We start from the raw sequence: 13,045 nt of genomic DNA on the forward strand, positions 1-13,045 counted from the left end.
GGCGGGTGGGAAATCGCCCACAGCCAAGGGAAAGCCGAAAATGGACACCGTCATCCGCGACGTCACCGTCATAGACGGCACCGGAGGTGCGGCCTACCGCGCCGACGTGGCCCTGGCCGACGGCCGGATCGCCGAGATCCACAGGGAGCGGGACGGAACCCGCCCCTCCGCCCGAGCCGTCGTAGACGGCGAGGGGCTCGCCCTCGCCCCGGGCTTCATCGACATGCACGCGCACAGCGACCTGGCCCTGCTACGGGATCCGGAACATGTCGCGAAGGCCGCCCAGGGCGTGCCCCTCGAAGTCCTCGGCCAGGACGGCCTGTCGTACGCCCCGGTGGACGACCGCACGCTCGACGAGGTCAGCCGCCAGATCACCGGCTGGAACGGTGACGGTTGCGACATCGACTTCAGCTGGCGCACGGTCGGCGAGTACCTGGACCGCCTGGACGAGGGCGTGGCGGTCAACGCCGCGTACCTCGTCCCGCAGGGCACGGTCCGTATGCTCGCCGTCGGTTGGGACGACCGTCCGGCCACCCCGGCGGAGCTGGCCCGGATGAAACGGCTGGTCGCCGAGGGCATGTCGCAGGGAGCCGTCGGGCTCTCGTCAGGGCTGACGTACACCCCGGGCATGTACGCGCCGACCGCGGAACTCACCGAACTGTGCCGCGTGGTGGCGGCGTACGGCGGCTACTACTGCCCGCACCACCGCAGTTACGGCGTGGGCGCCCTGGAGGCCTACGCGGAGATGGTCGCGCTGTGCCGCGAAGCGGGCTGCGCGCTCCATCTCGCGCACGCCACCATGAACTTCGACGTCAACAAGGGCCGCGCCCCTCAGCTGCTGGCCCTGCTGGACGCCGCGCTGGCCGAGGGCGCCGACATCACGCTGGACAGCTATCCGTATCTGCCGGGCTGTACGACTCTGGTGGCGATGCTGCCCAGTTGGGCCGGCGAGGGCGGCCCGGAGGCGACGCTGCGGCGGCTGCGAGACGAGACGGCCGCCGCGCGGATCAGGCATACCCTGGAGCAGGAGGGCTCGGACGGCTGCCACGGTGTACCGATCGACTGGGACCGCATCGAGGTCTCCGGAGTGTCGAACCCCGCGCTGGCGGGCCACGTCGGCAAGACCATCGCACGCAGCGCGCGAGAGCGCGGCGAGGCCCCGTACACCACGGCGAGGAGCCTGCTGCTCGCCGACCGGCTCGGGACGACGATCCTCCAGCACGTCGGCGACGAGGAGAACGTCCAGACGATCATGCGCCACCCGGTGCACACCGGCGGCAGCGACGGCATCCTGATGGGCGACAAGCCGCATCCGCGCGCCTACGGCACGTTCCCGCACTACCTGGGGCGGTACGTGCGGGAGCTCGGTGTGCTCACCCTCGAAGAGTGCGTGGCTCATCTGACCGGCCGCCCGGCCGCCCGGCTGGGCCTGCCCGACCGCGGTCTCGTCCGCCGGGGATGCCGCGCTGACCTGGTGCTCTTCGATCCGGGGACGGTCGCCGCCGGTGCCACGTTCGAGCGTCCGAGGACCCTGCCGACCGGCATCCCGCACGTGCTGGTGGACGGCCGCTTCGTGATCAGGGACGGCCGCAGGACGGACGCCCTGCCGGGCCGCTCGGTCAGGGGACGTGGCGAAGAACACCGAGCGGGGGGTCAAACGTGCCCGTAAGGTGACCGACATGCAGGTGATCCAGTCGACGAAGCTCGCGAATGTCTGTTACGAGATCCGGGGACCGGTTCTCGAAGAGGCGATGCGGCTTGAGGCGGCTGGCCACCGCATCCTCAAGCTGAACACCGGGAACCCCGCGCCGTTCGGCTTCGAGTGCCCGCCGGAGATCCTTGAGGACATGCTGCGCTCGCTCGGCGACGCGCACGGCTACGGGGACGCCAAGGGCCTGCTGTCCGCGCGGCGCGCGGTCATGCAGCACTACCAGACCAAGGGCATCCCGCTCGCCGTCGAGGACATCTACCTCGGCAACGGGGTCTCCGAGCTGATCCAGATGTCGATGCAGGCGCTGCTCGACGACGGCGACGAGGTGCTGGTTCCGGCGCCGGACTATCCGCTGTGGACCGCCGCGGTCTCGCTGGCGGGCGGCACGGCGGTGCACTACCGCTGCGACGAGCAGGCCGACTGGATGCCCGACCTGGCCGACATCGAGCGCAAGATCACCGATCGCACCAAGGCGATCGTGGTGATCAACCCGAACAACCCGACCGGCGCGGTCTACGACGACGAGCTGCTGCGCGGGATCACCGACATCGCCCGGCGGCACCGGCTGGTCGTCTGCTCGGACGAGATCTACGACAAGATCCTCTACGACGGCGCCACGCACACCCCGACCGCCGCCATCGCGCCCGATCTGCTGACGCTGACCTTCAACGGCCTGTCGAAGGCCTACCGGGTGGCGGGCTACCGCAGCGGCTGGCTGGCGGTCTGCGGCCCCAAGGCGCACGCCGCAAGCTACATCGAAGGCCTGACGATCCTGGCGAACATGCGGCTGTGCGCAAACATGCCCGCCCAGCACGCCATCGCCACCGCGCTCGGCGGCCACCAGTCGATCAACTCGCTGGTGCTGCCCGGCGGACGGCTGCTCGCCCAGCGCGACGCGGCCTACCAGGCGCTGACCGCGATCCCGGGTGTGACGTGCGTGAAGCCGAAGGGTGCGCTGTACGCGTTCCCGCGGCTCGACCCCAAGGTCTACAAGATCAAGGACGACCGGCAGATGGTCCTGGACCTGCTGCGGGCCGAGAAGATAATGATCGTCCACGGTACGGGCTTCAACTGGCCGGACCCGGACCACTTCCGGATCGTCACGCTCCCGCGCACGGAGGACCTGACCGAGGCGATCAACCGCATCGGCCGCTTCCTGGACGGCTACGGCCAGCCGTAACGCTCGCGCTGTGCGGTGCGCCGAAAGGGCTGTGCGGTGCGCCGAATGGGGCGCGGGAAACCGCGCGGCCAGCCACGACGAACCTGTTGGTGGCCACCGGCCGGGGTCCTGCGGTCGTTCTTCGACCACCGGCCGGTGGGGGCTGAGCGCGCAGTTCCCCGCGCCCCTAACGGGGCGCTGCCTCCCCGCGCCCCTACGTGGTCACCCCAGTCGCGCGACGAGCGCCCGGTACTCGTCCCACAGCTCCTTCGGCGTGTGGTCGCCGAAGGTCTCCAGGTGCTGCGGGATGAGCGCGGCCTCCTCGCGCCACACCTCGGGGTCGACGGTGAGCAGCAGGTCGAGGTCGGCCTCGTCGATGTCCAGGCCCTTGGTGTCCAGCGCCGCCTTGGTCGGCAGCACGCCGATCGCGGTCTCTACGCCCTCGGCCTCGCCGTTCAGCCGCTCGACGATCCACTTGAGCACCCGGCTGTTCTCGCCGAAGCCCGGCCACACGAACTTGCCGCCCGCGTCCTTGCGGAACCAGTTGACGTAGTAGATCTTCGGCAGCTTGGCCGCGTCGTGCGTCTGGCCGATCTTCACCCAGTGGCCGAAGTAGTCGCCCATGTTGTAGCCGCAGAACGGCAGCATCGCGAAGGGGTCGCGGCGCAGCTCGCCGACCTTGCCCTCGGCGGCGGCGGTCTTCTCGGAGGCCACGTTGGCGCCCAGGAAGACGCCGTGCTGCCAGTCGAAGGACTCGGTCACCAGCGGAACGGCGGAGGCGCGACGGCCGCCGAAGAGGATGGCCGAGATCGGCACGCCCTTGGGGTCCTCCCACTCCGGCGCGATGATCGGGCACTGCGATGCGGGCACGGTGAAGCGGGCGTTGGGGTGGGCGGCCGGGGTCTCGGACTGCGGCGTCCAGGCGTTGCCCTTCCAGTCGGTGAGGTGGGCGGGGGCCTGCTCGGTCATGCCCTCCCACCACACGTCGCCGTCGTCGGTCAGCGCGACGTTGGTGAAGACCGAGTTGCCGTACATGGTCTTCATGGCGTTGGCGTTGGTGTGCTCGCCGGTGCCCGGGGCGACGCCGAAGAAGCCGGCCTCGGGGTTGATGGCGTACAGCTGGCCGTCCTCGCCGAACCGCATCCAGGCGATGTCGTCGCCGATGGTCTCGACGGTCCAGCCGGGGATCGTCGGCTCCAGCATGGCGAGGTTGGTCTTGCCGCAGGCGCTCGGGAACGCGGCGGCGACGTACTTCGGCTGGCCCTTCGGCGGAGTCAGCTTGAGGATCAGCATGTGCTCGGCGAGCCAGCCCTCGTCCCGGGCCATGACCGAGGCGATGCGCAGCGCGTAGCACTTCTTGCCCAGCAGGGCGTTGCCGCCGTAGCCGGAGCCGTACGACCAGATCTCGCGGGCCTCGGGGAAGTGCGAGATGTACTTGGTGGAGTTGCACGGCCATGCCACGTCGGCCTGGCCCGGCTCCAGCGGGGCGCCGAGGGTGTGCACGGCCTTGACGAAGAAGCCGTCCTCGGCGAGCTCGTCGAGCACCGCCTGACCCATCCGGGTCATGGTGCGCATGGAGACGGCCACGTAGGCCGAGTCGGTGATCTCCACGCCGAGCGCGGACAGCGGCGAGCCGAGCGGTCCCATGCAGAACGGGACGACGTACATCGTACGGCCGCGCATCGAGCCTCGGAACAGGCCCTGCTCCCCCTGGAAGACGGCCCGCATCTCGGCGGGGGCCTTCCAGTGGTTGGTGGGACCGGCGTCCTCTTCCTTCTCGGAGCAGATGAAGGTGCGGTCCTCGACGCGGGCGACGTCGGTCGGATCGGAGGCCGCGTAGTACGAGTTGGGGCGCTTGACCGGGTCGAGCTGCTTGAACGTCCCCTTGGCGACGAGTTCGTCGCACAGGCGCTGGTACTCCTCCTCGGAGCCGTCGCACCACACGATCTCGTCAGGTTCGGTGAGGGCGGCGATCTCGCCGACCCACGCGATCAGTTCCTGGTGTTTGGTGGGAGCCGCATTGCCGCGCGCCACGATCGCTCCGTTCCGCCGGATACGCACATGCCCGGCGTCAAATGTTGAGGGTTGTGGATGGCCCCTTGGGGGCTGCGACCCGGATGCCTGCTCATCCGGTGCCGACCGCACTCATATGAGTGTCGGCTCGTGACAGGCGATCTGTCCAGGGCCGCAGCAGTGAGCATTGCCACTTCCAGTCCGATTTATTACCTGGCCGTAACCTACGGTTCCGTAGGTAGCATGACGGGCATGACCGCCGCCGAGGAGACCAGCGCCGCCACCCCGGCCGCCGCGGGTCCGCATCTTTCAGCCGTCAAACCGAAGTTGCGCGGCTGGCTGCACGCCGGGATGTTCCCGGCGACGCTCATCGCGGGCGTGGTGCTCACCGCGCTCGCCGACAGCCCCCGCGGGCGCATCGCCTGCGCCGTCTACACCCTGACCGCGTGTCTGCTGTTCGGGGTCAGCGCGCTCTACCATCGGGGGAACTGGTCCCCGAGAGCGTCGGCGGTACTACGCCGACTCGACCACGCCAACATCTTCCTGATCATCGCGGGCACCTACACCCCGCTGGCGATCCTGCTGCTGCCGAACGGAACCGCGACCGCCCTGCTGTGGTTCGTCTGGGCGGGCGCGCTGGCCGGGATCGCCTTCCGGGTCTTCTGGGTCAGCGCGCCACGCTGGCTCTACACACCGTGCTACCTGGCGCTGGGCTGGGCCGCGGTGTTCTTCCTGCCCGACTTCATGCGCACCGGCGGTGTCGCGGTACTGGTCTGCGTCACGGTCGGCGGCCTGCTCTACAGCGCGGGCGGGGTGATCTACGGGATCAAACGGCCCAATCCCTCACCGCGTTGGTTCGGCTTCCACGAGGTCTTCCACTCCCTGACACTGGCCGCGTTCATCGTCCACTACGTCGGAATCTCCCTGGTCGCGTACACCCACGCATAGCCCTTCCGCACACCGAACCCCGCCCCCGGCACGGACCTCCGCGCCGGGGGCTTTCGCATGCCCAGATAGACAGCTACTCTTTTTTGAGAGTTACTTTCATTTGATGCTGACTATCGGAGGTGCCATGGAGGCCACCCGTACCACTCCCGACCCCCGCCGCTGGTGGGCGCTGGCCGCCCTGGTCGCCAGCATGCTGGTCGTGGGATTCGACGGCACGATCCTGAACGTCGCCCTGCCCACCATGGCGTCACAACTGGGCGCGGACATCAGCCAGCAGCAGTGGATCGCCGACTCCTACAGCGTGGCGCTGGCCGCCCTGATGCTCCCGGCCGGACTGCTCGGCGACCGGTTCGGCCGCCGCCGGATGCTGATCACCGGGCTCGCGCTGTTCCTGGCCGGATCGCTGTTCGGCACGCTGGCCGACACCCCGGCGAGCGTGATCGCCGCCCGTACGGCGATGGGCTGCGGCGCCGCGCTGATCATGCCGCTGTGCATGGCGGTCCTGCCCACCGCCTTCGAGCCCGAGGAGCGGTCCAAGGCGATCGGCATCCTCACCGCCGCCTCCGCCCTCGGCATGCCGCTTGGCCCGATCATCGGCGGCTGGCTGCTCGACCACTTCTGGTGGGGCTCGGTCTTCCTGATCAACGTGCCCATGGTGGGCATCGGCATCACCGCCTGCGCCCTGCTGCTCCGGGAGTCCCGCGACCCCGCCACGCCCCGGATCGACACCCTCAGCACCGCGCTCAACTGCCTCGGCCTGGGCGCCCTCATCTACGGAATCATCGAGGCGCCGCGCGACGGCTGGACCCATCCGGCCATCCTCGTCGCGCTGTTCGCCGCGGTCGCGCTGCTCACCGCGCTGGTACTGCGCGAGCGCAAGGCCACCCGGCCGATGCTCGACCTGCAACTCCTGCGCCAGCGCGGCTTCCTGTGGAACAGCGTGGCGGCCACGCTGGCCATCTTCGTGATGATGGGACTGCTGTTCGTACTGCCCGCCTACCTCCAGGCGGTGCTCGGCTACAACTCGTTCGCCACCGGGGTACGGCTGCTGCCGATGATGGGCGGCCTGCTGATCGCCTCCCGCGTCACGGCACCGCTGACCAACCGCTTCGGACCCCGGCCGGTGGTGGCCGCCGGGCTGCTGGTCATGGCGGGCGCCGCGCTGCTCGGCTCCCGCACCACCGTCTCCGACGGGTACGGCAACACCGCGCTGTGGCTGTCCCTCACCGGCCTCGGCCTCGGCGTCGCCATGATCCCGGCGATGGACGCGGCACTGGGCGCACTGCCGAAGGCACGGGCGGGCTCCGGTTCCGGGCTGCTGATGACCCTGCGGCAGACCGGCGGTGCGATCGGCGTGGCGCTGCTGGGCAGCCTGCTGGCCGCCTCGTTCGGCAGCCGCCTCGACACGGCGGGGCTGCCGGGCGCGGCCGCCGAGTACGCCCGCAAGACGGTGGGCGCAGCGCACGCCATCGCTGCCAGGACCGGCGACCAGGCGCTCGCCGCCTCCGCCAACTCCGCGTACGTGCACGGCATGGACCTGGTGCTGATGGTCTGCGCGGGCGCCGCCATCGTCGCCGCACTACTGGTCGCGGTCTTCCTGCCGGACACCCGTGCCCCGGAAGCGCCCGTTCGGGACATGGCCCCGGAGCCGGTCGATGCCCGACAATGAGCTCCATGGCCCCTGCAACGACCCCCTCCGCCGCCAAGCCCAGCCTGCGCGAGCGGAAGAAGATCAAGACCCGCCAGGCGATCCGGAGCGCCGCCTACCGGCTCTTCGACCAGCAGGGGTACGACGCCACCACGGTGGAGCAGATCGCGGCCGCCGCCGAAGTCTCGCCCAGCACGTTCTTCCGCTACTTCCCCACCAAGGAGGACGTCGTACTCACAGACGAGTACGACCCGATCATGGTGGAGGCGTTGCGGAACCGCCCCGCGGACGAGCCCGTCGTGGAGTCGCTGCGGCAGGCCATCCTGCCGCTGCTGCACGAGATGCATGACGCCGACCGGGAGGAGTCGCTCCACCGCATGCGGCTGGTCCAGCGAATCCCGGCGATCCGCGCCCGCATGGGCGAGAACATGGCCGTCTCCTGCGACATGATCGTGGGCGCCCTAGCGCAACGCACCGGCCGCTCCCCGAAGGACCTGGAACTGCGGGTAGTGGTCGGTGCGGTGCTCGGCGGCTGGCAGGAGGCGATGCTGCACTGGGTGGACACCGACGGCACCGCCGACCTGCCCGAACTGATGGACCGCGCCCTGACCATCCTGGCCGGGGAGTTCGCTCACATCAGCCGGGCTTCATGACCGCGTCGCAAGCGAAGCACCGCCGGTAGTTGTGGAGGGCGCGCCGGGCCGTCATCGGGTGTGCTGCTGTAGCTGGTGCCGACGCATCAGCACGTTGGCGTCGGTCTCGTGGCTGCGGTCGAACTCGGCCCGCGCGACGGCCCGTTGCTCGGCGAGCCTAGCGCACGCCTGGCAGCCGGGGACCGGCGCGGGCGGGCGGCTGACGTCGAACGCCTGGTCGCTCACCGGGCGTACCTCTCCGCACGCCGGTTGGCGGCCCTGACCTCGGCGCTCACCCGTTCCTCCTGGGTGGCCGGACGAACACGGGCCGGGTCCGCCTCCCATTCACGGCCGCCGCCGACCGGACGCAACAGGAGGTACGGGCCTGCCTCCGCCTGGTAGGTCCCCACCCGCTCCGCCACCGGGTCGTAGACGAGCGCCCCGGGCGCCGGGGTCGCACTCGCGTTCGCCATCGCTTCCGTACCTCTCACTGTTCCGTGTGCTCGATTACGTTGTGTAGCCCCAGCGTTGCTCCTCGCGCGTAGGCTTGGAAGCAGCCACCAATCCCAACTCCGATCAGGAACAACGGGGGTTGCACCCATGGCACGTCCACCCCGCGAACTGACGCCCTACCGGTCCAACCGCCACTTCTACGGGTCCGAGATGCGGCGCTGCCGCAACGAGGCGGACATGACGTTGGACGACCTGGCCGCGAAGGTCCTGCACAGCCGCAGCCAGTTACACCGCGTCGAGGTCGCGGAGATGATGCCGCCGCGCGATCTGTCGGCGGCGCTGGACGAGGTGTTCGGCACGGGAATGCACTTTCAGCGGCTCTATGAGCTTGTGCGGCAGAGCCAGGAAATCCATCCGGAGCAGTACCGGCGCCTCATGCTGCTGGAGATGCGTGCGCGGGTCATCGAGACGTACGCCGGGACTGTGGTGACGGGGCTCGTTCAAACCGAGCCGTACGCTCGCGCTCTCTTCCGCATCAGCAACCCGAAGGCGAGCGAGGAGAAGATCGAGGAAATGGTGGCTGCTCGGCTGAGCCGCCAGGAACTCCTGCGATCCGCCCCTTCACCTGACCTCTGTGTGATCCTCGATGAGGCAGTGATCAGGCGGCCCGTCGGCGGACCGGGCGTGATGCGAGAGCAACTGGACGCCTTGGTCAGCCTTGTGGACACTGCCGCAACTACTGTGCAGCTTCTTCCGTATGGGCATGGGGAACATGCCTTGATGGGTGGCGCGTTGATGTTGATGACCCTCGACGACGGCGCAACCGTCGCCTACGAAGAGAGCATCGACACCGGGACACTGCTCGAAGCCCCGGAGAGCGTCACACCCCGTCAGCGCAAATACGATCTGCTCAGGTCGTACGCTCTGTCGCCCAGCGAGACAGCAGCGTTCATCAGAGCAGTAAAGGAGGAGTACACCGCATGAGCGCTACGCCTGACCTCTCCGGTGCGGAGTGGATCAAGTCCACCTACAGCAATGGGGGCGGCGGAGAGTGCATCGAGTGGTCGCCAAAGACCGCCCTCGCCTCTGGCACCGTCCCCATACGCGACAGCAAAGACCCCCACGGCCCGGCCCTCCGCTTCTCCCCCGATGCATGGGCGTCCTTCATATCCGCCGTCAACGCCGGGGAGTTCCCCGGCTAACGCACCTGCTCGGCCAGCGCCGACGCGTCAGTCGTGGGCGTCGTACAAAGGTTCATCCGAGCAGCATGAGAGGGGTACACCGTATGAGCACCACCCCCGATCTTTCCGGTGCGGAGTGGATCAAGTCCAGCTATAGCAACGGGGGCGGCGGCGGCTGCGTCGAGTGGGCACCAAGAGCCGCCCTCACCTCCGGCACCGTCCCCATACGAGACTCCAAGGACCCCCACGGTCCCGCTCTGTTCTTCTCACTCCAAGCGTGGGCATCCTTCGTATCAGCCGTCACCGCAGGTGAGTTCTCCACGGCCTGAGATCGGCTCAACGCCAACTGGGGGGCTGGCTGTGCTCGCTAACGTCGCGCCGCTGTGGATCATCGGCCTGGCCTGCCTGATCGCGGCGGCGGTCGGGGGAGCTGTGAAGGTGAGCGGCTCGGAGATTCCCGCCATCTCCTCACCGGCGGCCCGGGGGGCCGTCGCGGTCATCGGAGTGGTCGCGCTCGGGCTGGGGCTGGGCGCCTACCTCAACGACTCGTCGGCCTCCGGCTCGCCCAACGGCTCCGCGAGCCAATCATCAGCCGCCTCGCCCTCCGGCTACCCGTCGGACCCGCCGCCGAGCCACTCCGCCGCCCCGCCGATCTCGCCCCCGCCCTCACCGTCGCCGTCACCGACGCCCACCCCGACACCAACGCCCCCGCCCCCGCCCACCCCGACCGTGCCCACCCCGACGGCCGGTCGCGTGCGGTGGCACGGCACGCTGGTCCTGGGCGGCTACGGCGGGACCGGCGGAGGCTGGTGGCTCGATCGCGTCCCGCCGACTCAGGCGCCGGTCGGCGACCTCAGCTACGGCGACCCCAACGAGGTCGTCGGCAACGCGATCGTGGCGTGGGACGGCCCCGGCGCGCCGCAACAGCAGCAGTGCTCCGATGCCCTGGGCACTCATCTGGGGCAGCATGTGGTGGACGCCCGAGCGGGCGCCATGGGCTGTTTCAAGACCTGGGACGGCCGCGTCGGCTACTTCACGGTCGCGGGCGAGCCGGGGCCCGACCGGGAGAACGTCGAGGTGACCGTCTGGGACCGGCCCTGACGGGCACCGCGACCGGGCCAAGAGCCGCCGGGCAGGCGCTCAGCAGGTCGGGCGAGGTCCGCTGCGGTTCGGCAGCGCCCTGAAGGGGCGCGGGGAACTGCGCGACCAGCCACGACGGAGCCGCAGCCGATCGACGGCAGAAGCACATCGCCGCACTTCCAGCGAAGCGCTCAGCGCACCCGCTCGGCCAGCGCCGACGCGTCAGTCGTCGGCGCCTCGCACACGAACTGGCGGCAGACATACGCGGCCGGGCGGCCGTCCACCAGTGGGCGGTCGCGCAGCAGCGGAAACTCCTCGCTGCCGGGCTCGCCGCAGGCGATCACCGCTCCGGGGGCCGTCCCCCGCAGCGCGGTGCGGTGCAGCTCGCGGGTGGCCGGGTCCTGCGCGGGGCCCACCACCGCGACCTCGCGCGGACCGTCCAGTGCCGCTTCGGCCACCGCCAGCCCCCAGCCGATGAACCGCGGCGCGCGCCCGGCCAGCGCGCCCACCACGCCCAACGCCTGCTCGGCGACGGTGCGGTGCTCGGCGGAGCCGGTGTGGGCCGCGTACGACAGCAGGGCGCCGGTCGCGGCCGTCCAGCCGGAGGGGGCCGCGTTGTCCGTCGGGTCCTGCGGCCTGCGGATGAGCGCCTCGGCGTCATCGGCGGTGTCGTAGAACGTGCCGTCGGCGCCCGCGAAGTGCCGTAGCACGGTGTCCAGCAGCAGTCCGGCGAACTCCACCCATACGCCTTCGCCGGTCACCGCGGCCAGGGCGAGGAAGCCCTCGGCGACATCCGCGTAGTCCTCCAGCACGCCCGCGTTGTCACCGGCCTTGCCGTCGCGCGAGGTACGGGTCAGCCGCCCGTGCGGGTCCATGTGCACCCGCACCAGCAGGTCGGCCGCGTCCAGCGCGGCCTGGACCAGGTCGGGGCGGCCGAAGTAGGCGCCGGTCTCGGCGAGGGCCGCGATGGCCAGGCCGTTCCAGGCGGCGACCACCTTGTCGTCCCGGCCGGGGCGCGGGCGCCGCGCCCGTACCGCCGACAGCCGTTCGCGGATGGCCGCGACGCGGTCGGCGGCGCCCAACTCGCCGTCCCGCAGCTGCAGTACGGAGGCGCCCTCCTCGAAGGTGCCCTCGGGCGTCACCCCGTAGTACTGCGCGGCGAACTCGGCGTCGCTCTCCCCCAGCACGTCCCGCAGCTCGTCAAGTGTCCAGACGTAGTAGGCTCCTTCGCCGTGCGTGCCGTCAGCACGGTCGCTGTCCGCGTCCAGCGCGGAAGCGAACCCGCCCTCGTCCGTGCGCAGTTCGCCGACCAGGAAGTCGGCGGTCTCCAGCGCGACGCGGCGCGCGAGGTCGGAGCCGGTGGCCCGCCACAGATGGGCGTAGACGCGGCACAGCAGCGCGTTGTCATAGAGCATCTTCTCGAAGTGCGGAACCGTGAACGTGCGGTCCACCGCGTAGCGGGCGAAGCCGCCGCCGAGTTGGTCGTAGATCCCGCCGCGCGCCATCGCCTCGCAGGTGTCGGACGCCATCTGCAGCGCGGCCTCGGAACCCGTGCGCGCGTGATGCCGCAGCAGGAACTCCAGCACCATGGACGGCGGGAACTTCGGCGCGCCGCCGAAGCCGCCGTACGAGGTGTCGTAGTCCCGGGTCAGCGCCAGCAACGCGGCGTGCAGCTCGGCCTCGCCGGGCGCCGGTGCCTTGCCGTACTCGATCCGACGGCCGGACAGGTCCCGTACGATCCGGGCCGCGACCTCGCCGACCTCGTCCCGCCGGTCCTGCCAGGCGGCCCGTACGCCCTCCAGCACCTGCCGGAAGCCGGGCATGCCGTGCCGGGGCTCGGGCGGGAAGTAGGTACCGAAGTAGAACGGCTCGGCGTCCGGTGTCAGGAACACGGTCATCGGCCAGCCGCCCTGCCCGGTCGCCGCCTGCACCGCCTCCATGTAGACCGCGTCGACGTCCGGCCGCTCCTCCCGGTCGACCTTCACCGGCACGAAGTGCTCGTTCAGCACCGCCGCGGTCCGGCCGTCCTCGAAGGACTCCGCGGCCATCACATGGCACCAGTGGCAGCTGGAATAACCCACGCTGAGCAGCACCGGAACCCCGCGCCGCCGGGCCTCGGCAAACGCCTCCTCGCCCCACGGCCACCAATCCACAGGGTTGTCGGCGTGCTGAAGGAGGTAGGGAGAGGTCGAGCGGCTGAGTCGATTGGCCATGTACCCA

13 protein-coding genes are annotated in these 13,045 nt (G+C 70.3%); 9 read left to right on the forward strand and 4 right to left on the reverse strand.

Annotated features, from left to right (window positions below; genetic code table 11):
- Positions 1 to 40 precede the first annotated feature (40 nt).
- Complete coding sequence (locus P2L57_RS19300) at positions 41 to 1,669, forward strand: N-acyl-D-amino-acid deacylase family protein (RefSeq protein WP_275816151.1); 1,629 nt, start codon at positions 41 to 43, stop codon at positions 1,667 to 1,669.
- Positions 1,670 to 1,679: 10 nt separating this feature from the next.
- Complete coding sequence (locus tag P2L57_RS19305) at positions 1,680 to 2,891, forward strand: pyridoxal phosphate-dependent aminotransferase (protein WP_275816153.1); 1,212 nt, start codon at positions 1,680 to 1,682, stop codon at positions 2,889 to 2,891.
- Positions 2,892 to 3,092: 201 nt separating this feature from the next.
- Here P2L57_RS19305 and P2L57_RS19310 read toward each other — a convergent pair whose 3' ends face one another.
- A complete protein-coding gene (locus tag P2L57_RS19310; protein WP_275816156.1) occupies positions 3,093 to 4,904 on the reverse strand; it encodes a phosphoenolpyruvate carboxykinase (GTP) in 1,812 nt (603 codons plus the stop codon).
- Between the two features lie 231 nt (positions 4,905 to 5,135).
- On the opposite strand from P2L57_RS19310, the gene trhA reads away from it, so the two are divergent.
- From trhA to P2L57_RS19325, 3 genes are all read left to right on the forward strand, one after another.
- Positions 5,136 to 5,831, forward strand: coding sequence for a PAQR family membrane homeostasis protein TrhA (gene trhA, locus P2L57_RS19315; protein WP_275816158.1), 696 nt, complete (start codon positions 5,136 to 5,138; stop codon positions 5,829 to 5,831).
- Between the two features lie 103 nt (positions 5,832 to 5,934).
- Positions 5,935 to 7,500: an MFS transporter gene (locus P2L57_RS19320; RefSeq protein ID WP_275816160.1), complete on the forward strand. Its 1,566-nt coding sequence runs from the start codon at positions 5,935 to 5,937 to the stop codon at positions 7,498 to 7,500.
- Between the two features lie 5 nt (positions 7,501 to 7,505).
- Positions 7,506 to 8,132: an acyl-CoA-like ligand-binding transcription factor gene (locus P2L57_RS19325; RefSeq protein WP_275816162.1), complete on the forward strand. Its 627-nt coding sequence runs from the start codon at positions 7,506 to 7,508 to the stop codon at positions 8,130 to 8,132.
- Positions 8,133 to 8,183: 51 nt separating this feature from the next.
- Here the strand turns inward: P2L57_RS19325 and P2L57_RS40255 are convergent, their stop codons facing one another.
- The gene (locus P2L57_RS40255; RefSeq protein ID WP_308292491.1) at positions 8,184 to 8,357 is read right to left on the reverse strand and encodes a hypothetical protein; all 174 of its coding nucleotides are present in this window, start codon (positions 8,355 to 8,357) and stop codon (positions 8,184 to 8,186) included.
- Positions 8,354 to 8,584: a hypothetical protein gene (locus P2L57_RS40260; protein WP_308292492.1), complete on the reverse strand. Its 231-nt coding sequence runs from the start codon at positions 8,582 to 8,584 to the stop codon at positions 8,354 to 8,356. Before P2L57_RS40260 ends, P2L57_RS40255 begins: the two co-directional genes overlap by 4 nt.
- Before the next feature lie 127 nt (positions 8,585 to 8,711).
- On the opposite strand from P2L57_RS40260, the gene P2L57_RS19335 reads away from it, so the two are divergent.
- From P2L57_RS19335 to P2L57_RS19350, 4 genes are all read left to right on the forward strand, one after another.
- Positions 8,712 to 9,548 (forward strand): helix-turn-helix domain-containing protein, encoded by an 837-nt coding sequence (locus P2L57_RS19335; protein ID WP_275816164.1) that lies wholly within the window; start codon positions 8,712 to 8,714, stop codon positions 9,546 to 9,548.
- Entirely contained in the window at positions 9,545 to 9,766 is a 222-nt protein-coding gene (locus P2L57_RS19340) for a DUF397 domain-containing protein (RefSeq protein ID WP_275816166.1), read from the forward strand. Before P2L57_RS19335 ends, P2L57_RS19340 begins: the two co-directional genes overlap by 4 nt.
- 83 nt (positions 9,767 to 9,849) lie before the next feature.
- Positions 9,850 to 10,074, forward strand: a complete 225-nt coding sequence (locus P2L57_RS19345; RefSeq protein ID WP_275816168.1) for a DUF397 domain-containing protein — start codon at positions 9,850 to 9,852, stop codon at positions 10,072 to 10,074.
- 31 nt (positions 10,075 to 10,105) lie between these two features.
- Complete coding sequence (locus P2L57_RS19350; protein WP_275816170.1) at positions 10,106 to 10,846, forward strand: hypothetical protein; 741 nt, start codon at positions 10,106 to 10,108, stop codon at positions 10,844 to 10,846.
- 170 nt (positions 10,847 to 11,016) lie between these two features.
- On the opposite strand, the gene P2L57_RS19355 is transcribed toward P2L57_RS19350, so the two are convergent.
- Positions 11,017 to 13,038: a thioredoxin domain-containing protein gene (locus P2L57_RS19355; protein WP_275816172.1), complete on the reverse strand. Its 2,022-nt coding sequence runs from the start codon at positions 13,036 to 13,038 to the stop codon at positions 11,017 to 11,019.
- Positions 13,039 to 13,045: the final 7 nt, after the last annotated feature.

This window comes from Streptantibioticus ferralitis (assembly GCF_029223525.1).
Classification (GTDB): Bacteria; Actinomycetota; Actinomycetes; order Streptomycetales; family Streptomycetaceae; genus Streptantibioticus_A; species Streptantibioticus_A ferralitis.

What these genes read in the sequence shown, in the direction of transcription:
- P2L57_RS19300 (WP_275816151.1), top strand. Translation starts at nt 41, where the DNA reads ATGGACACCGTCATCCGCGACGTCACCGTCATAGACGGCACCGGAGGT.
- P2L57_RS19305 (WP_275816153.1), top strand. Translation starts at nt 1,680, where the DNA reads ATGCAGGTGATCCAGTCGACGAAGCTCGCGAATGTCTGTTACGAGATC.
- trhA (WP_275816158.1), top strand. Translation starts at nt 5,136, where the DNA reads ATGACCGCCGCCGAGGAGACCAGCGCCGCCACCCCGGCCGCCGCGGGT.
- P2L57_RS19320 (WP_275816160.1), top strand. Translation starts at nt 5,935, where the DNA reads ATGCTGACTATCGGAGGTGCCATGGAGGCCACCCGTACCACTCCCGAC.
- P2L57_RS19325 (WP_275816162.1), top strand. Translation starts at nt 7,506, where the DNA reads ATGGCCCCTGCAACGACCCCCTCCGCCGCCAAGCCCAGCCTGCGCGAG.
- P2L57_RS40260 (WP_308292492.1), bottom strand. Translation starts at nt 8,584, where the DNA reads ATGGCGAACGCGAGTGCGACCCCGGCGCCCGGGGCGCTCGTCTACGAC.
- P2L57_RS19335 (WP_275816164.1), top strand. Translation starts at nt 8,712, where the DNA reads ATGGCACGTCCACCCCGCGAACTGACGCCCTACCGGTCCAACCGCCAC.
- P2L57_RS19340 (WP_275816166.1), top strand. Translation starts at nt 9,545, where the DNA reads ATGAGCGCTACGCCTGACCTCTCCGGTGCGGAGTGGATCAAGTCCACC.
- P2L57_RS19345 (WP_275816168.1), top strand. Translation starts at nt 9,850, where the DNA reads ATGAGCACCACCCCCGATCTTTCCGGTGCGGAGTGGATCAAGTCCAGC.
- P2L57_RS19355 (WP_275816172.1), bottom strand. Translation starts at nt 13,038, where the DNA reads ATGGCCAATCGACTCAGCCGCTCGACCTCTCCCTACCTCCTTCAGCAC.